The sequence below is a fragment of the Pseudomonas subflava genome (assembly GCF_023823685.1).
Lineage (GTDB): Bacteria > Pseudomonadota > Gammaproteobacteria > Pseudomonadales > Pseudomonadaceae > Aquipseudomonas > Aquipseudomonas subflava.
In genome coordinates this window covers 135,085-153,119 of record NZ_JAMXBF010000006.1, presented here as the reverse complement: position 1 = coordinate 153,119, position 18,035 = coordinate 135,085, and the positions used below count along the sequence as shown (strand labels likewise).

Below are 18,035 nucleotides of genomic sequence, written 5' to 3'. Positions count from 1 at the left end.
TAAATATAGGGAAAAATAAAACAAAGAAGCCCCGCGAGGGGCTTCGAGTCGGGAAAGCGGCGATCCGCTGCCGCCAGCGGCAACGGACTTGCCGCCGCCGGGATCAACGCAAGTTGATGATGGTCTGGGTGATCGCGCTTTCGGTCTCGATGGTCTTGGCGTTCGCCTGGTAATTACGCTGCGCCACGATCAGGTCGACCAGCTCGGTGGAAATATCCACGTTGGAGGCCTCCAGCGCACCGGACTGCAGGGCGCCCAAGGTGCCAGAGCGTGGCGTGCCGATCACCGGCTCGCCAGACTCCGAGGACTGCACCCAGGAAGTCTTGCCGACCGGAGTCAGGCCCTGCGGGTTGGCGAAGTTGGCCAGCACCACCTGCCCCTGAATCGTCGACTGACCATTGGTATAGCGGGCAAACACGTTGCCCTCGGCGTCGATCTCCAGACCGGACAGCTGACCCGTGGTGTAGCCATCCTGCTCGATGCTATTCACCGCGAAGGCGCTGGAATACTGGGTGGAACCGCGCATGTCCAGGTCGATGTCCGAGGCCGCGGCGCCATTGGCGGCCCACACCGGCGGCGTGCCGCCATCCGACTGCGCCGGTACCCAATCGCTCAGCGTCAGCACGTTGTCGGCGATGGAGAAGCCGGCACCGGTGGTCGGCGTACCCGGCACCATGGTGCCCAGGTTGCCGCTGTCATCGAAGGGTACCGTCACGGTGTAGGGTTCGGTGGACGCCGGATCGGATGGGTTGCGACCATCCACCAGCACGTTCATGGTCCAGTTGTTGGCGCTGTTCTTGACGAAGTACTGGGTCATCACGTGCGCGTTGCCCTGCGCGTCGTAGATGTTCACCGAGGTCGAGGAGTTGTAGGTGGTCGGGTCCGCTGGATCGAAAGGCGTATTCACCGGCGTGGTGTTGGTGGAGTTCAGGTTGAGCGTCTGCAGGATCTCGGTGGTCGCCCGCGGCGCCTGATTGGAGGTGCTGATCTGCAGGTCACCGACTACACCGTTCTGCAGGTCACCGTTCTCGTTGACGCTGTAGCCCTGCAGGCGATATCCGTTGTTGTCGACCACGAAGCCGGACCGGTCGGTGCCGAAGTAGCCGGCACGGGTGTAGGAAACCGCGCCGTTGTTGCTGGTGACGAAGAAGCCGTTGCCGTTGATGGCCAGGTCCAGCGCGTTTTCGGTGTAATCGATGGTGCCCTGGTTGAACAGCTGGGCAACGTTGGCCAGCAGCACGCCGCTGCCGATCTGCTTGCTGCCGGAGCCGAGCATGGATGCCGAGTAGAGATCCTGGAACTCGCCACGGGACTGCTTGAAGCCGACGGTACCGGCGTTGGCGATGTTGTTGCCGGTGATGTTCAGATCACTGGACGCTGCCTTGATACCACTAAGACCGATGTTGAACGACATATTGGAATACTCCTGAGTGGCAACCGATTACTGGCCGACGACCTGAACTTTGGAAAGAGGAATGCTGCCGAGGCCGGCGAGATTCAGCAGCATCTCGCCGCCGTTCTGACCGAGGGTGACGCTGTCGACATTGGCCGGCAGCGCGGTGTCCATGGCCACGGTCTTGCCCTCGACCTGCACCTGCGCCTCGAACTTGTAGACACCTTCCGGCAATACCTTGCCGTCGGCGTCCTTGCCGTCCCAGGTGAAGCCAATGTTGCCGGCCGGCGCGGCGCCGAGGCTGATGCGGTTCACCTGGTTGCCCTTGCTGTCGTAGATGTTCACGTACAGGTTGTCGGTGGACTGGGTCACGGCCACGCTGCCCTTGAGGGGCTCGCTGGTATCGACCAGCGCCTTGTTGGTGGTGACGATGACCTTGCGACCGACCAGCGACGAGGCCTGCAGCGCCTGGGACGACTGCGTGCTGGCGAGCATGTTCTCGAAGCTGGTGTTCAGGTTGTCGATGCCTTCGACGGTACTGAACTGGGCCAACTGGGCGACGAATTCGCTGTTGGTCTGCGGATCGAGGGGGTTCTGGTTGTTCATCTGGGCCACCAGCAGTTGCAGAAACTGATCCTTGCCCAGCTCGTTGCTGCCGGCCTGGTCACGAATCTGGTACTGGTCGAGGACCGAACCGCTTCCATTAACGTTTTCGACGCTCATCTCGTTCCCTCTCGCCTTACTGGCCCAGTGTCAGCACGCGCTGAATCATCTGCTTGGCGGTGTTCATCACGTCCGCGTTGGTCTGGAAATTGCGGCTGGCGGAGATCATGTCGGCCATCTCCTCCACCACGTTGACGTTGGGGTAGTACACGTAGCCCTTCTCGTCCGCCGCCGGATGGTTCGGCTCGTAGCGCGGCGTCAGGGAGCTCTGGTCCTCGACGATGCCGAGCACCTGCACGCCGACGCCCGATTCGTCCTGGTCGGCGAACAGCGAGCCACGGTCGCCAGTGCCATCCAGGGAGCCCTGGTACACGGTGGCGAACACCGGATGGCGCGCGCGGTAGGTCTGGTCGATGCTCGAGGAAACGGTCTCGGCATTGGCGATGTTGCTGGAAATGGTGTTCAGCCGAGTGCTCTGGGCGCTCATGCCGGTGCCGGCGATGTTGAAGACGTTGGCGAGAGACATGACTTCGTGCTCCTTTATTCGCCGCGCAGGGCGCCAATCAGACCTTTGAACTTGCTGTTGAGCAGGGTGAAGCTGGCCTGGAACTGCGTGGTGTTCTCGGCGTACTTGGCCTGCTCGATCTGGGCATCGACAGTGTTCTGGTCAAGGGACGGATGGAAGGGGTGGCGATACATCAGCGAGGCGTCCTCGGTGATGCCTTCGGCCGGGATATGACGAGCATCGGTCTGCTCCAGCCTAAAGCCGCCCTTGTTCTTCTCGTTCTCGGCTTCCAGCACGGCGGCGAAGTCCAGATCACGCGCCTTGAAGTTTGGCGTGTCGGCATTGACCAGGTTGTTGGCCAGCACCTCTGCACGCTGGGTGCGGAACTTGAGGGCCTGTTCGTGGATGCCGAGGGCGTTCGAAAAACTGATGCTCATGAGCTTGGACCTTGCCGTTTGGACGGACCGATGTTGCCGTGCCAGTGAATTAGCAAGTGCCATGCCAGAATAATTTTTCGTTATTTATCAGACACCTGAAGGATTTCCGGTACGAGACAGAGCGGCAAGCGGCAAGGGTTTTCCGCCTCGCAGGCCCGAGCGGCAATGCCGCCTTGCCGCTCGCAAACGAAAACGGGAGGCCGTGGCCTCCCGTCTCGTACAACCGGCAAGAATCACTTCACCTTGTAGATGATCCCCGGGCTGCACTGAACCATCTGATACAGGTCCGGCAGGCCATTGAGCGCCTCCGAAGCACCGAGGAACAGGTAGCCGCCCGGCTTCAGCGTCGCGTGGATGCGGGTGAGGATGTCCTTCTTCACCTCGGCGGAGAAATAGATCAGCACGTTGCGGCAGAACACCACGTCGAACTTGCCCAGCGCCGCATAGCTTTCCAACAGGTTCAGCGGACGGAATTCCACGCGGCTCTTGATCGCCGGCTTCACCGCCCAGCGCCCCGGGCCCTTGGGGTCGAAGTAGCGCTGCAACCGATCCTGCGACAGGCCCCGGCCCATGGCCAGGCTGTCGTATTCGCCGGACTTGCAGTTCGTCAGCATCGACGGCGACAGATCGGTGGCAACGATCTGCACACCGGCCTTGAGCTGGCCCAGGTTGGTCTTCTCGAACTCGTCGATGGTCATCGACAGCGAATAGGGCTCCTGACCGGACGAGCAGGCCGCCGACCAGATGCGCAGCCGCTGGCTGGGGTTGGCCTTGATCAGCTCCGGCAACACCCGGTTCTTCATCACCTCGAAGGGATAGGTGTCGCGAAACCACAGCGTCTCGTTGGTGGTCATGGCATCGACCACCTGTTCGCGCAAGCCACCGCGCGGCTGAGCCTGCATTTTCTGCACGAGTTCGCCGAGGGTCTTGATCCCCTGCTGCTCCATCAGCTTGTTGAGGCGGCTGGATACCAGGTACTGCTTGTTGCTCCCCAGCAGAATGCCGCAAGCCTTTTCCAGAAAGGTCCGGAACTGCTCGAAATCCAAATTGCCCGAAGACACTAATGGCGCCTCACCAAACATAGTCCTGACCAGGGGCGCCGCCCCTAGCCTCCATCGGCCACCCGGATGCGTTCAACCACGCGGGAAGCCAGTTCGTCCGGACGGAACTTCGCGAGGAAGTCGTCCGCACCGACCTTCTTAACCATCGCCTGGTTGAACACGCCGGAGAGCGAAGTATGCAGAATCACATGCAGATTCTGCATCCTCGGATCGGAGCGAATCTCCGCCGTCAGGGTGTAGCCGTCCATCTCCGGCATCTCGATGTCGGAGATCAGCATGAGGAATTCCTGAGAGGGGTTCTTGCCCTCCTCCACCATCTTGCGCAGATAGTCGTAGGCCTCGCGGCCATCGTTGAGCGCCACCACTTCGACGCCGATGCTCTCCAGGCAGCGCGAGACTTGCTTGCGCGCCACCGAGGAATCGTCGCAGATCAGCACCCGCTGGGTAACTGCCTTGGCCTGGGTCTCGACGTCAACCACGCCCTCGGAAATGGTCTCTGACATCGGCGCGACCTCGGCGAGGATCTTCTCCACGTCGATGATCTCGACCAATTGCTTGTCCACCCGCGTCACCGCCGTCAGGTAGTGGTCACGACCGGTGCCCTTGGGTGGTGGATGGATCTCTTCCCAGTTCATGTTGACGATCCGCTCGACCGAACGCACCAGGAAGCCCTGCACCTTGGTGTTGTATTCGGTGATGATCACAAAGCTGTTTTCGATGTTGTCCAGCGCCTGCCTACCGGTGGCCAGGGCCAGATCGAGGATGGGTATGGTGCCCCCGCGAATGTTCGCCACGCCGCGCACCACGCGACTGGACTTGGGCATCACGGTGAGCTTGGGGCACTGCAGCACCTCCTTCACCTTGAACACGTTGATGCCATACAGCTGAGGGGTATCCAGCCGGAACAGCAAAAGCTCCAGGCGGTTCTGCCCGACCAGCTGAGTACGCTGGTTAACCGAGTCCAATACTCCGGCCATGCCCAGACTCCTTATCGTTCATTTTGCCGCGCTTCCTGCTGAAGCCTAGCAGGCGGCACAAGCCTTGCTTCGTGAGCGACATGAACGCACTCACGACACTTTTCCGACGCATGATGGCAAAACGCCTAGGTCTCGCCGGTGTTTTACCCGCTTTGGGCCTGTTCGGCTACAGCGCGCTGCACGCCGCGCCAATGACTCTGCCCGAGGAGCTTATCGGCGCCACCGAGGGCTTTCTTGAATTCACCGTAGAAGACTATCTGGAGCGTAGCGAAATCTCCGCGCGCCATGAAATCGAGGTCAATCCGATTGATCCCCGCCTACGTCTCGCCGCCTGCGACAGCGATTTGACACAGAGCCTGGAGAGTCCGGCTCAGCCGGTCGGCAGGGTCACGGTGCGGGTCAGCTGCGAAGGCAGTACGCCTTGGACAGTCTTCGTACCGGCACAAGTGCGTGTCTTCCGACCGGTGGTCGTGCTCAAGACGCCGCTCAAGCGCAACAGCATCGTCAGCGAGCGGAACATTGCTCTGATCGAACAGGACGTGGGGGCTCTGCGCAGTTACATCACCGATCCGACCCTGGTCATCGGCAGAAAAATGACGCGGCCGGTCGCGGCAGATCAGGTCCTGATACCTTCGCAACTGGAACTGGCGGAGAGTGTGTACCGCGGCGACCAGGTGGTGATCGCCGCGCGAAGCGGCGGCATCGCGGTGCGCGTTCAGGGGGAAGCGCTGGCGGACGGCACCCTCGGCGAGCAGATCAGCGTACGCAACCTTAGCTCGCAACGGGTTGTCAGAGCTCGTGTGATAGGGCCTGGACAGGTCGAAGTGGAGATGTAGGCACGATTCTTGTAGCGCAACTCCAGAGCGATTTTCTACACTGTTGAACGAAACACACTTTCGCGCCCTAAAGTTACGACGGAACCTGCCGACACCTTAGTCAAGCGTCCAGATACCGTCAGAGGTTCACAACATGGTTATCGACTTCAACCGGCTGAACAATGCCGCCAATACCGCCAACAGCGGTCGCGCAGGCAACGCCCAGGCCACCGGCCGTAACGAGGCCGTCAGCACTACGCCGCCCAGCGCGACCCAGGTCGCCGACGAGCAGGCCAGTGCCGGCAAAACGGGCGAATCCGTACAGCTCAGCCGCGAAGCCCAACAGTTGCAGAAAGTGAGCGACAAGCTGCGTGACCTGCCGACCGTGGATAAAGAGCGCGTCGCCAAACTGAAGCAGGCCATTGCCGACGGCAGCTACCAGGTCGATGCCAAGCGCGTCGCCAGCAAGCTGCTCGATTTCGAATCCCAGCGCTAGTCCCAGGGCTGCGCTGGGGATATTGGACGCCCGATCCCCAGAGCCCGCGATGCAAACCAACGAACTGCTGCAACTGTTCACAGACGATATCGGCACGGCCCAGCGCCTACTTGAGCTGATCGACGCCGAATTCCAGGCCATGAGCGAGCGCGACTTGCCGCGCCTAGAACAGATCCTCTCCGAAAAGATCCCCCTCCTCAGCCAACTCGACCAGCACGGTAGCGCCCGCAGCCAGATGCTCGCCGCTCAGCAGCTGAGCGCCGATCGCGCCGGCCTGGAAGCGCTGGCCAGCCGGAGCGAAAATGGTGCCGACCTCCTGACGCGCAGCGAAGAGTTAAGCCAACTCCTGGAAAGCTGCCGCGACGCCAATCTGCGCAACGGCCGCTTGATCCGGGCCAACCAGGCTTCCCTCAAGAGCATTCTGGGCATTCTCCGCGGCGGAGAGACTCCGGGACTCTATGACAGCCGCGGCGGCGCCGCTAAAATCGCGCATCAACGCCCGCTCAGCCAAGCCTGAGCCAATAACAACAAGCACAGGGACATACCGGCTATATGCCAGTATGCTAGCGCTGTAGTACCTGGAGAATGCTGGATCGTGTCCAATCCATTTCACGAAGACGAAGGCCCTCAGCCGCCCAAGGTGCTCAGTGCGCCTTTGGAAATCTTCGCCAACCTGCGCCTGCTGCAGCAGAGCCATGACCCGCTGATCGTGATGTTCAAGGACCGCAACCAGCGCTTTCAGAGCTATCTGGTCGAGGTCAATCGGGAGCGTGGCGTCATCGCGCTGGATGAAATGGTACCCAACGATGGCGAACGCTTCATGCAGAACGGCGAACCGTTCCGCGTGGAGGCGTTCCACGAAGGCGTACGCATCGCCTGGGAATGTGAGGATCCAGTTCAGATCGGCGAACTGGATGGCGCGCGCTGCTATTGGAGCCATATGCCGGAGCGGGTGACCTATCACCAGCGCCGCAACGCCTTCCGCGCCCCCATCGGCCAGGGCCAGCAGGTCAATATCGAACTCTCCGGAAGCCGCCTGAGTCCCGCACTCAAAGGCCAGATGCTGGACATCTCAGCCACTGGCTGCCGCCTGCGCTTCTCCGGCGACGTCACCGGACGCCTGCAGCCCGGGCAGGTCTACGAGCGCTTTACCGCCCTGCTGCCCATCGGCTCGATGACCACCGCCGCAGAGTTGCGCCATGCGCATTACGTGGAGAAGGTCGATATGACCTTCGCCGGGCTGCGCTTCCATCGCATGAGCGGCCTGGAACAGCGCCAGGTCGAGCGCTTCGTTTACCAGCTGCAACGTGAGGCCCGGCGCGTCGAGCAGGAATAGGCAGTCGCGCTGAACGAAAAGGCCGCCTCTGAGGCGGCCTTCTTGTATATGGCGTAAACGCACGGCTTGTTTGTTGGTTTTCGCGACTCAGCGCAGGAAGGCGACCACTTGGTCGGCGTCGAACGGCCAGTCGAGTTCGGCACCCGTATCGTTACGGCGCAGCACGGGAATACGCAGGCCGTATTGTTCGACCCAGTCCTCGCGCTCGGCGATGTCGATCAGTTCGACCAGCAGGCCGTGTTGGACGAAGGGCATCAGCAACGCCTCGGCCACCTCACAGAGATGACAGCCGAGGGTGCCGAAGAGTTGGCATTCAGGGGGCATAGGGCGTCTCCGAACTCAATCAGAAACGCAGTCTACCACTGGCTCAGGCCTGCTCCGCCGGCGTCTTGTCGAGCATGCCCTGCATACCGTCGAGCAGGCGACTATTGAGCTCGCGCGCCTTCTCCAGCGACTGCTGGTCAAGGCGCTCGTCGAGGCTGAAACCGCCATCCAGCAGTTGCTCCAAGGTGCCGGTCGCGTCCTCCGAGACCTTGTCGGCAGTGCGAAGCGCATCGAGCAGGCCGCGCGCGTAATCCACCAGGGATTCGTTCATCGCGCTCGCTGCCGGCTGCCCACCCTGTTGGGCAACGGAGCTGTAGGCGTCGTTGGCCTGGCGCATGCTGGTCTGGGTCAGCCGCAGCGACATGGACGCCAGTTGCGAACCATCCATATTGAGCTGCAGGGCACGGTCGAAGGCACCATTGAGATCACCGGCGTAAAAGTCGCTGGAGATGTCCTGCACCTGCTTGAACAGTCCTTCCAGCGCAGTACGCTCGTCGTCGCTCAGCTCGCCCTCGACATCCACCTGCCAGCCGCCGATCTGCATACGGCCCGAGCTTTCCTCGCCGCCTTCGCTGGCCTTCTGCGACCATTCGGCCGAGGCGCGCGCCACCGAGATATTCAGGCGATCACCGTCGCGGGTCGTCACCTGCATGTCAAAGGTTTCCGCCTGGGCCCGGAAGCCCTCGCCACGCGGCGTCACCGAAACGGTGTCACCGGTGCTCGGCGCCTTGATGCCATAGGTGGACTCCATATTTCTGAAGCCCTCCTGAATCTTGGCGTAGGTGGCGTCGATATCCTCCGCGACCTTGCCCTTCAGTACGCCCATGCCGTCGAGGATCTTGCGCGCCTCGGCGAAGCCCTTCTCCACACCCTCGCGCGCCTGGCCCATCATCTCCTGCAGCTTGGCCGGATCGGCGCCCGCTGCGGCTTCGCTCTTCATGCGCTGGTCGATGAAATCGAGGATGCGGCCGGCCACTTTCTCCGGCGTGTAATCGTCGCGCTTGCCGTTGAGAGAGCCAGGCTCAAGGCCGAGATGGCTGGAAAGCCGGTTGGCGAGCGTGTTCTGCGGCTCGACGTGACCACGCGGATTGGCCAGGGTGTTGATACCAGTGGGGCGTGCCAGTGAAGGCGACAGAGAAGCCAGATTGGTCATGATGGCGTACCAAAAAGAGTCACTGCACCTTTGACGGCCGACACACCGGAAATTTGAGGGCAACCCGACCAGTGGCTATCGAGCGAAGCGCTGGATCTCCCTGCGCGCAGCAAAGCCTCGGCCGCTTCGCGTGCCTTCGAAGAGGAACTGCAGCTGGCTCGCCAGCTGAGCGGCATTGCCGGCACCGAGCCGCTCCAGCGGCTGGCGAAGGCCGCCTTGAAAGACCCCGCCTGGCGGTAAATGGGGTACTCGCGAGCATGGAATTCGGCAACAGCATTGATGAAGCTGCAGCCGCAGAATGCCGCATCCCGCTCAGCCACTGCCGATGCTAATGGGAACGCCTCGGGCCTGGCCGACTTTGCCGAGGTGCCGGTGTGGGCGCCCTACGGGGAGATCGAGTTCAGCCGCATCGCCACTCCGCCGGAGGTGCTGCCCAGCCAGTTCGCCCGCGCCATCCGCTGGGTGCCCTTGCAGTTCGACGCGCAGCCGTTCCCGGGTTTCGAACGCAGCTACGACTTGTTCGGCGACGGCAGCCTGGTGCTGGTGCCGATGGCGGGCCACACCCCCGGCTCGATCGACCTGTTCTTCACCCTCGACGATGTCCGGCGCTTCTTCTTCACCGGCGACACCCCGCTGGGTGCCTGGAGGGGTTCACCGGCCGAAGCATGGTCGACAACGACCCGCAGAGCCCCTCCAGCAATTGGAAGAGGTGCATCGTTTGCTACGGGAGCAGCCGCCGCTAGTCGAGGCGCCCGGCCCATGACGAAGCCGTACAGCGGGGGCTTGGCTACTATCGCAGTGGATCGAGTGAGTGACTCGACCAAGGTCTAGAGGCCGGCGTCGCGGCGAAGTGGTTTATTCCCTTCGCTGCACCGGACCGGATGTCGGGCCGTCATCACCAGCCGAGGACAATAACAATGAGCAAGTCTCCCCTCGCCCGCAGCGTGGCCCTCGCCGCGCTGGGCACCAGCCTCACCCTGCCAACCGTCAGCCAGGCCGCCTTCATCGAAGACAGCAAGGCCAGCGTCGAGGCACGCAACTTCTATATGAACCGCGACTTCCGTCAGGAGGGCGCCGCCCAGTCGAAGGCCGAGGAATGGGCCCAGGGCTTCCTGCTGCGCTTCGAGTCGGGCTACACCGAGGGCACCGTCGGCTTCGGCGTGGACGCCATCGGCACCCTGGGCCTGAAACTCGACTCCAGCCCGGATCGTGCCGGCACCGGTCTCCTGCAGCGCGACCGCGAAACCGGCCGCGCCCAGGATGACTACGGCGACTTGGGCGTCACCGCCAAGGTCAAGGTCTCCAAGAGCGTCCTTAAGGCCGGCACCCTGATGCCCAAGCTGCCGGTGGTGCAGGCCAACGACTCGCGCCTGCTGCCGCAGAGCTTCCAGGGCGGCTGGATCAACTCCCAGGAAATCGCCGGCCTGGCCCTCGACGCCGGCCAGCTGAGCCGCGTCAACCAGCGCGATTCGTCCGACCATGAGCCGATGATCATGACCTCCGGCAACGGCCGCGGCTTTACCGGCACCGGCGGCGTCAACAGCGACGAGTTCAACTTCGCCGGTGCCAGCTACAAATGGAACGACGCGCTGACCACCTCCTACCACTACGGCGCCTTGGACAACTTCTACAAGCAGCACATCCTCAGCGCCACGCACGTACTGCCGCTGGGCGACAAGCAGAGCCTCAAGAGCGACCTGCGCTTCGCCCGCTCCACAGACGACGGCGACACCAACGTCGACAACAAGGCCTTCGGCGCCCTGTTCACCTACAGCCTAGGCGGCCACGCCTTCGGTCTGGGCTACCAGAAGATGAGCGGCGACACCGGCTACGCCTATATCGGCGGCACCGATCCGTTCCTGGTCAACTACGTGCAGGTCGGCGACTTCGCCTTCAAGGACGAGAAATCCTGGCAGGCGCGTTACGACTATAACTTCGCCGCCATCGGCATCCCTGGCTTGACCTTCATGACCCGCTACCTGAGCGGCGACAACGTCGACCTCGGCGCAGGGGCTTCCGAGGGCAAGGAGTGGGAACGCAACACCGACATCGCCTATGTGTTCCAGGAAGGTCCGCTGAAGAACTTCGGCGTAAAATGGCGTAACGCCACGGTGCGCTCGAACTTCGGCAACGACCTGGACGAGAACCGATTGATCCTGAGCTACAGCCTGTCGCTCTGGTGAGCGCCGAGTGATGAAAAAGCCCGCCGATTGGCGGGCTTTTTTGTGCTGCCAGGAAGGGCTCAGTCCTGGCTGTTGGCTCCGATCTTGTGGATCGACAGGTCGGCACCGTAGTACTCCTGTTCCTGGCTCAGACGAATGCCGGTCACTGACTTGAGCAAGCCGTAGACCAGGAAGCCGCCGACCAGCGCCACCAGCACGCCCAGCGCGGTGCCGATCAGCTGGCTGGCCAGGCTCACGCCACCCAAGCCGCCCAGATAGCCCTGCCCGAAGATGCCGCAGGCGATGCCGCCCCACACGCCGCACAGGCCGTGCAGCGGCCAGACGCCGAGCACGTCGTCGATCTTCCACCTCACCTGGGTCGCGGTGAAGGCCCAGACGAACAGCGCACCGGCAATCGCGCCGGTGACCAGCGCACCGACCGGGTGCATCAGGTCGGAGCCGGCGCAGATCGCCACCAGCCCGGCCAGCGGGCCGTTGTGCAGGAAGCCGGGGTCGTTGCGGCCGACCAGCAGCGCGGCGACCGTGCCGCCGACCATGGCCATCAGCGAGTTGACCGCCACCAGGCCGCTGATGCTGCCGAGGGTCTGCGCGCTCATCACGTTGAAGCCGAACCAGCCGATGATCAGGATCCACGAGCCAAGCGCCAGAAACGGAATGTTCGACGGCGCGAAGGCCACCAGGCGGCCGTCGCGATAGCGGCCGTCGCGACGACCGAGCAGGATCACCGCGCCGAAGGCCAGCCAGCCGCCCACCGCATGCACCACCACCGAGCCGGCGAAGTCATGGAAGGCAGCGCCGAAGCGCTCGGTCAGCCAGGCCTGCAGGCCGAAGTTGCCGTTCCACACCAGGCCCTCGAAGAAGGGATAGACGAAAGCGACGATCAGCAGCGTGGCGCACAGCTGCGGGCCAAACTTGGCCCTTTCTGCGATGCCGCCAGAGATGATCGCCGGGATGGCGGCGGCGAAGGTCAGCAGGAAGAAGAACTTCACCAACGCATAGCCGCTGCCCGCGGTGAGCGTGGACGCCGGCTCCATGAAGGTCACGCCGTAGGCCACCCAGTAGCCCACGAAGAAGTAGGCCAGGGCCGAGACGGCGAAGTCCGAGAGGATCTTCGACAGGGCGTTGACCTGGTTCTTGTGCCGTACCGTGCCGACTTCGAGAAAGGCGAAGCCGGCGTGCATGGCCAGGACCATGATCGCGCCGAGCAGGATGAACAGGGTGTTGGAACCGTGGATCAGGGTTTCCACGGCGCTGTTTAGGTTTTCCATCGAATCATTTGCCCCGGCTGAAAGCACCAAAAACGATCTCTTCGCCGCCACCACGCACCAAACACGAGCAACCCCGGACAGCACCATCCGGTGACTTCGCTCCGTTTCGGCGCGCGCACTTCGCCAAAAACTCGCACTCGCACATTTTTCCTTTTTATTTCAGCGAGATAGCAAAAGAGGCGGCAGACCCGCCATGGACCGAGCGAACCATCCGAGGGCACGCGGCGAGTATGGCGCACCAGCGAGTGGCAAAACCTGTGCCATTGCGAGGCACGGACGTGAACGTGACGCACCGCTCGCCGCCAGCTGAAGCGCGGGATAAAAAGCCTGAACCTCGGCGCAGCTGCTTCGCTCGAACCTGAAGAGTTCGTAAAACACGCCAAAGGAGAGCGCCATGTCCACCACACCGAACGCTGACCTGTCCGGTCTCGAGACCACCGGCACCACCTCGAGCACCACCCCGAACATCGACAAGGAAGCCCATCGCCGCAATCTGCGCGACGCGCAGAACGCTATGTCCTCCGAGTTCCAGACACTGATCCGCGACACCGAAAGCCTGCTGCGCCAGACCTCCGAAGTCGCCGGCCATCAAATGCAGGAGCTGCGCACCCGCATCAACGGCAACCTGGGTCGCGCCCGCGAGCTGCTCAAGGAAACCGAGCACAGCCTGGAGCAGCAAGGTCGCGTGGCCATGGAAAAGACCGAGGAATACGTGCATCAGCATCCCTGGCAGACTCTCGGCATCGCTGCCGGCGTGGGTTTCCTGCTCGGCCTGCTGGCCGGTCGCCGCTAACGGAGAAGCACCATGGATGATGACCTTCAGCAGCCGGCGGCCGAGCCGCCCAAGCCTTCTCTGAAGAAACTGGGCGGAGCCTTCGTCGGCCTGCTGCAGGGCCATCTGGAACTCCTCGGTATAGAGTTCCAGGAAGAGAAGTCCCGTTCGTTCCGCCTCTTCGTGTTCTCCGGGCTCAGCCTGATCTTCGGCCTGCTGGTCCTGCTGGGCCTGTCGACGGTAGTGCTGATTGCCTTCTGGGACACCTACCGTCTACCTGCCGCCATTGGCCTTTGCGTGGTCTACGCACTCGCCCTGCTGGCCTGCGTGATGAAGGCCATGCGTCTGGCTCGCGACGGTGAGTTGCCGTTCCGCGCCACCATGGCGGAGCTGGCCCGTAACAAGGAGCGCCTGTTGCCATGAGCGAATCCCTGACTTCCGCGGCGCGCCGCGACCTGCGCAAGGAGCTGGTGCGTCTGCGTCTGGAGATGCACCGCCAGCAGCTGCTGTACAACGCTCAGCCGCTGACCCATCCGCTTCAGCAATTCCGCCAGATGCGCCAGGGCGACCCGGCTAATGTGAAGACCCCGCTGATGGTCGGCGCCGGTGTGTTGCTGACGCTGTTCGGTGGCCGCCTCGGCACCTTCGGCAAGGTGGCTCGCGCGGCGCTGATGCTCTATCCGGTGGTGCGCGGTGTGAAGGCAGTGAAGAAGCCGAGCGTAGAGCACTATCACCGCTGACGGCCAACTGGCCCCATCCTTGCAATTGCGATGAATCGCCGACCGGTCCAGCCGGTCAAGTTTTTCATCCAGTGCAAGGAAACGGTTCGTGATCGACGGGCAACCCCTGGCAGTCTTTCAGCCCTTCATCGATACCGCCACCGGCCGCATCGCCGGCATCGAGGCCCTCGGCAGGCTGCGTCAGGACGACGGCAGCCTGCGCTCGGTGGGTCCACTCTTCACCGACCCCAGGATTCCCGCGTCCCAGCTGCGCAGGCTCGATCGGCAGATTCGCGAAGACGCCCTCGCCCGCCTGGCCGAGGCCCCGGCGGACTGGTTCCTCAGCCTCAATATCTCGCCACGCTGGATCGGCCTGCTACGCCCGAACCAGGCGCTACCCAGCCTCAAGCAGTTGAAACGCCACGAGGCGCCACCGGAACGGGTGGTGTTCGAAATCACCGAACTGGCCGGCGGCGGCCACAAGCTCGCTTCGGTGGTTGCGCAGTATCGCGAGGCCGGCGCACGCATCGCCATCGACGACTTCGGTGCCGGCTATTCGCAGCTGGACCGCGTGCTGGCGCTGCAACCCGACATCCTCAAGCTGGACATGCGCCTGTTCCAGGAAGCCGCCCGCGGAGGCCCCAGCGGTGAGGTGGTGCGCGCCCTGGCGCAGATGGCGGAGAAGACCGGATGCTGGATCATCGCCGAAGGCGTGGAGACCGAGGCCGAGCTCGACTTCGCCCTCGAGTGCGGTGCGCGCTTCGTGCAGGGCTTTCTGTTCGCCCAGCCCGAAGAACAGTTCTTCGCCACCGACGCCTTCGTCGAGCGCTTCGCCCGCCTGCGTGACCAGTACGTGCAGCGCAAGCTGGCCGAGCGGGCGCGGCTGATGGACCTGCGCCGCCAGTTGGCCGACCTGATGAGCCTGGTGCGTCACTGGGCCGAACGCGGCGATGGTCTCGACACGCTGCTCGACCCATCCGACTACCCCTGGCTGCTGCGCATCTACCAGTGCGACCGGCATGGCACGCAGCTCACCCCGAACCTGCAGTGGGACGGCCTTAACTGGCAGAAGGATGCACGCTACCTGGGCCACAACTGGTCCTGGCGGCCGTACTTCTATCAGCTGCTCGCCGAAGGCTGGGAAGAACGCCGGCTGACCCTGTCGAGCACCTACCGCGACGCCACCAGCAACCAGTACTGCATGACCGCCGGCCAGTTCATCGACAACGGCCGGCGCCTGCTGTTGCTCGACATAGACGCGGCCAGGCTGGCGTAGCAGGTTCGAGGATCAGATCAGGATCGGCCGATGAAACGGCGCCAGCTCCATCCGGTCGCGGCCGTTCTGCTTGGCCCGGTACAGGGCCTTGTCGGCGCGTTCGATCAGCCCCGCCACCGTTTCCTGCAGGTAGTACTGGGCCACGCCGATCGAGGCGGTGATGCGCACCTCCGGTGGCAGGCTGGCGAAATGCGCCTCGGCCAGGGCGTCCTGGATGCGCTTGATGCAGCGCTGGGCCATCTCCAGCGAGGTCTGCGGCAGGAACAGGAGAAACTCCTCGCCGCCATAGCGGGCGAAGAAATCGGTGCTGCGCAGCAGCGGCTGCACCACATCGGCGAAGGTTTTGAGCACCTCGTCGCCGGCCGAATGGCCGTAGCTGTCGTTGATCCGCTTGAAGTAGTCGAGGTCGAGGATGCACACGCAGAAGCCGGCCCCGCCGCGGTCGGTACGGTTCTTCTCGTGGTTGAGCATCTCCAGCAGGTAACGGCGGTTGTAGGCACCAGTGAGCTCGTCGTGGGTGGCCAGCTCGGTGACCTGCTGCAGCACCTCCTGCAGCTGGGCGTTGCTGGCCATCAGCTTCTTGCGCAGGTCGCTGATGCTGCCGCCGAGAATGGAGATGAACGGCAGAAAGGCGGAGAAGCTGCACCACAGCACCATCTCCACCGCCAGGTCGAAGCGCGCGCCGTCGATGCGCTGGATCAGCGGCAGTGTGAGGCCGTAGGCGGCGATCGTCAGCAGGCTGAGCCCCAGCAACTGGCCGGTGCGCAGCTTGAAGCAGCCGAACACCATGATGATCAGCAGCACCACCAGATAGGCGCCACGGGCCTCGCCGGCGTAGGTCTGGGTGAACAGCACCATGGCGATGGCGGCGACCATCTGCGGCAGCGTCAGGCTGGGATCGCGAAAGCGCAGATTGAGGCCGCAACGGAACAGCAGGTAAAAGGCGAGGTTGGTGACCACCGCGATGGCGGCCCAGAGGGCCATGACCCAGGCCGGGGAAATGCCGTTGTACAGGGAAACGCCCTGGGGAACGCTGGCCAGTACGTACATGGCCAGGCTCATCATGAAGCGGCGCATGCGCAGCTGCTGCTGCGAGTCCTTGGGTAAGGCAGCTTCTGAAATCACGTGCTCTTGCTCTTGTTGTTATCGGCGGTACGCGATAGCAGGACGATATCACCGAACTTCCGCCCCTTTGGCTGCCGCCCGTCGCCGCCCAGTGGCGGAAAGTCGAATGCCGCGGCACTTGCAGGCACCGCCGCGATTGCCGAAGCTAGGGCTATCGGCCTGGCGGAGCGCCAGGAAATACCCACCGGCGAGGACAGCCCTTGGATTGGCAGACCCTGCTCACCCGCGAACGACTCGGCAAAACCGTACACAGCTCCGACGAGCTGGGCCGCAGCCCGTTCCACAAGGATCACGACCGCATCATCTTCTCCGGCGCCTTCCGCCGGCTGGGCCGCAAGACCCAGGTCCACCCGGTCTCCAGTAACGATCACATCCACACCCGCCTGACCCATTCCCTGGAAGTCGGCTGTGTCGGCCGCTCGCTGGGCATGCGCGTCGGCGAAATGCTGCGCGATGCGCTGCCGGACTGGTGCGCGCCGAGCGACCTGGGCGTGATCGTGCAATCCGCCTGCCTGGCCCACGACATCGGCAATCCGCCCTTCGGCCATTCAGGCGAGGACGCCATCCGCCACTGGTTCCAGCAGGCCGCCGGGCGCGGCTGGCTGGACGACATGAACGACGCGCAACGGGCCGACTTCCTCAGCTTCGAGGGCAATGCCCAGGGCTTTCGCGTGCTCACCCAGCTGGAATACCACCAGTTCGACGGCGGCATGCGCCTGACCTACGCCACCCTTGGGACTTACCTCAAGTATCCCTGGACCGCCCGCCATGCCGAGGCGCTCGGCTACAAGAAGCACAAGTTCGGCTGCTACCAGAACGAGCTGCCGCGCCTGGAACAGATTGCCGCCAAGCTCGGCCTGCCCCAGCTCGGCGACCAGCGCTGGGCACGCCACCCGCTGGTCTACCTGATGGAGGCGGCTGACGACATCTGCTACGCGCTGATCGACCTGGAGGACGGCGTGGAGATGGAGCTGCTCGACTACGCGGAGGTCGAGGCCCTGCTGTTCGACCTGGTCGGCGACGATCTGCCGGAGACCTACCGCCAGCTCGGCCCGTCCGACTCGCGCCGACGCAAGCTGGCGATCCTGCGCGGCAAGGCCATCGAGCACCTGACCAACGCCGCCGCGCGGGCCTTCGTCGAACAGCAGCCGGCGCTGCTGAGCGGCACCCTGGAAGGCGACCTGGTGGAGCACATGCACGGCCCGGCCAAGCGCTGCGTGCTGCGCGCCAAGGGCATCGCTCGGGAGAAGATCTTCCAGGACAAGCGCAAGACCCTGCACGAGATCGGCGCCTACACCACCCTGGAGATCCTTCTCAATGCCTTCTGCGGCGCGGCACTGGAGCAGCACAGCGGACGCGAGCTGTCGTTTAAGAACCGGCGCATCCTCGACCTGCTGGCGCACTACGCGCCGGAACCGGGGTGGCCGTTGTACATGTCGTTCCTGCGCATGATCGATTTCATCGCCGGCATGACCGACAGCTACGCCACCGAGATGGCCCGGGAGATGACCGGGCGCTCCAGCCCGGTGTGA

Annotated in this window: 21 protein-coding genes; 11 read left to right on the top strand and 10 right to left on the bottom strand. The window is 63.4% G+C overall.

Features of this window, described 5'->3' with window-relative positions:
* Positions 1–103 precede the first annotated feature (103 nt).
* The 6 genes from flgE to NF616_RS09825 all read right to left on the bottom strand — a co-directional run bounded on the left by flgE (position 104) and on the right by NF616_RS09825 (position 5,036).
* Positions 104–1,414, bottom strand: a complete 1,311-nt coding sequence (gene flgE, locus NF616_RS09850) for a flagellar hook protein FlgE (protein ID WP_252273064.1) — start codon at positions 1,412–1,414, stop codon at positions 104–106.
* Between the two features lie 27 nt (positions 1,415–1,441).
* On the bottom strand, positions 1,442–2,116 hold the full coding sequence (gene flgD / locus NF616_RS09845) for a flagellar hook assembly protein FlgD (RefSeq protein ID WP_252273063.1): 675 nt from the start codon (positions 2,114–2,116) through the stop codon (positions 1,442–1,444).
* A gap of 16 nt (positions 2,117–2,132) precedes the next feature.
* Complete coding sequence (gene flgC, locus NF616_RS09840; protein ID WP_252273062.1) at positions 2,133–2,582, bottom strand: flagellar basal body rod protein FlgC; 450 nt, start codon at positions 2,580–2,582, stop codon at positions 2,133–2,135.
* A gap of 14 nt (positions 2,583–2,596) precedes the next feature.
* The gene (gene flgB, locus NF616_RS09835) at positions 2,597–2,998 is read right to left on the bottom strand and encodes a flagellar basal body rod protein FlgB (RefSeq protein WP_252273061.1); all 402 of its coding nucleotides are present in this window, start codon (positions 2,996–2,998) and stop codon (positions 2,597–2,599) included.
* Between the two features lie 233 nt (positions 2,999–3,231).
* Positions 3,232–4,059 carry a protein-glutamate O-methyltransferase CheR gene (gene cheR, locus NF616_RS09830; RefSeq protein WP_252273060.1) on the bottom strand — a complete coding sequence of 276 codons (828 nt, stop codon included), beginning with the start codon at positions 4,057–4,059 and terminating at the stop codon, positions 3,232–3,234.
* A 44-nt stretch (positions 4,060–4,103) separates the two neighbouring features.
* Complete coding sequence (locus NF616_RS09825; protein ID WP_252273059.1) at positions 4,104–5,036, bottom strand: chemotaxis protein CheV; 933 nt, start codon at positions 5,034–5,036, stop codon at positions 4,104–4,106.
* A gap of 80 nt (positions 5,037–5,116) precedes the next feature.
* Between NF616_RS09825 and flgA the strand changes: the two genes are divergently transcribed.
* The 4 genes from flgA to NF616_RS09805 all read left to right on the top strand — a co-directional run bounded on the left by flgA (position 5,117) and on the right by NF616_RS09805 (position 7,683).
* Complete coding sequence (gene flgA, locus NF616_RS09820) at positions 5,117–5,872, top strand: flagellar basal body P-ring formation chaperone FlgA (protein ID WP_252273391.1); 756 nt, start codon at positions 5,117–5,119, stop codon at positions 5,870–5,872.
* Positions 5,873–6,005: 133 nt separating this feature from the next.
* Positions 6,006–6,347, top strand: coding sequence for a flagellar biosynthesis anti-sigma factor FlgM (gene flgM, locus NF616_RS09815; protein ID WP_252273058.1), 342 nt, complete (start codon positions 6,006–6,008; stop codon positions 6,345–6,347).
* A 49-nt stretch (positions 6,348–6,396) separates the two neighbouring features.
* On the top strand, positions 6,397–6,864 hold the full coding sequence (locus tag NF616_RS09810) for a flagella synthesis protein FlgN (protein ID WP_252273057.1): 468 nt from the start codon (positions 6,397–6,399) through the stop codon (positions 6,862–6,864).
* A gap of 78 nt (positions 6,865–6,942) precedes the next feature.
* Entirely contained in the window at positions 6,943–7,683 is a 741-nt protein-coding gene (locus tag NF616_RS09805; RefSeq protein WP_252273056.1) for a flagellar brake protein, read from the top strand.
* An 87-nt stretch (positions 7,684–7,770) separates the two neighbouring features.
* On the opposite strand, the gene NF616_RS09800 is transcribed toward NF616_RS09805, so the two are convergent.
* Positions 7,771–8,007, bottom strand: coding sequence for a glutaredoxin family protein (locus tag NF616_RS09800; RefSeq protein WP_252273055.1), 237 nt, complete (start codon positions 8,005–8,007; stop codon positions 7,771–7,773).
* Positions 8,008–8,050: 43 nt separating this feature from the next.
* The gene (locus NF616_RS09795) at positions 8,051–9,160 is read right to left on the bottom strand and encodes a DUF5610 domain-containing protein (RefSeq protein ID WP_252273054.1); all 1,110 of its coding nucleotides are present in this window, start codon (positions 9,158–9,160) and stop codon (positions 8,051–8,053) included.
* Between the two features lie 279 nt (positions 9,161–9,439).
* Here NF616_RS09795 and NF616_RS09790 point away from each other — a divergent pair, with 279 nt between their 5' ends.
* Positions 9,440–9,991, top strand: a complete 552-nt coding sequence (locus NF616_RS09790; RefSeq protein ID WP_252273053.1) for an MBL fold metallo-hydrolase — start codon at positions 9,440–9,442, stop codon at positions 9,989–9,991.
* A gap of 86 nt (positions 9,992–10,077) precedes the next feature.
* On the top strand, positions 10,078–11,343 hold the full coding sequence (locus NF616_RS09785) for an OprD family porin (protein WP_252273052.1): 1,266 nt from the start codon (positions 10,078–10,080) through the stop codon (positions 11,341–11,343).
* Positions 11,344–11,402: 59 nt separating this feature from the next.
* On the opposite strand, the gene NF616_RS09780 is transcribed toward NF616_RS09785, so the two are convergent.
* Positions 11,403–12,611, bottom strand: coding sequence for an ammonium transporter (locus NF616_RS09780; protein WP_252273051.1), 1,209 nt, complete (start codon positions 12,609–12,611; stop codon positions 11,403–11,405).
* Between the two features lie 394 nt (positions 12,612–13,005).
* On the opposite strand from NF616_RS09780, the gene NF616_RS09775 reads away from it, so the two are divergent.
* The 4 genes from NF616_RS09775 (at position 13,006) to NF616_RS09760 (ending at position 15,378) form a co-directional block, all read left to right on the top strand.
* Positions 13,006–13,404 carry an ElaB/YgaM/YqjD family protein gene (locus tag NF616_RS09775; RefSeq protein ID WP_252273050.1) on the top strand — a complete coding sequence of 133 codons (399 nt, stop codon included), beginning with the start codon at positions 13,006–13,008 and terminating at the stop codon, positions 13,402–13,404.
* Between the two features lie 12 nt (positions 13,405–13,416).
* The gene (locus NF616_RS09770) at positions 13,417–13,806 is read left to right on the top strand and encodes a phage holin family protein (RefSeq protein WP_252273049.1); all 390 of its coding nucleotides are present in this window, start codon (positions 13,417–13,419) and stop codon (positions 13,804–13,806) included.
* Positions 13,803–14,123: a hypothetical protein gene (locus NF616_RS09765; RefSeq protein ID WP_252273048.1), complete on the top strand. Its 321-nt coding sequence runs from the start codon at positions 13,803–13,805 to the stop codon at positions 14,121–14,123. Before NF616_RS09770 ends, NF616_RS09765 begins: the two co-directional genes overlap by 4 nt.
* 88 nt (positions 14,124–14,211) lie before the next feature.
* Positions 14,212–15,378, top strand: a complete 1,167-nt coding sequence (locus NF616_RS09760; RefSeq protein ID WP_252273047.1) for an EAL domain-containing protein — start codon at positions 14,212–14,214, stop codon at positions 15,376–15,378.
* Positions 15,379–15,390: 12 nt separating this feature from the next.
* Here NF616_RS09760 and NF616_RS21260 read toward each other — a convergent pair whose 3' ends face one another.
* On the bottom strand, positions 15,391–16,503 hold the full coding sequence (locus NF616_RS21260) for a GGDEF domain-containing protein (protein ID WP_252273046.1): 1,113 nt from the start codon (positions 16,501–16,503) through the stop codon (positions 15,391–15,393).
* A gap of 200 nt (positions 16,504–16,703) precedes the next feature.
* Between NF616_RS21260 and NF616_RS09750 the strand changes: the two genes are divergently transcribed.
* Positions 16,704–18,035, top strand: coding sequence for a deoxyguanosinetriphosphate triphosphohydrolase (locus tag NF616_RS09750; protein WP_252273045.1), 1,332 nt, complete (start codon positions 16,704–16,706; stop codon positions 18,033–18,035).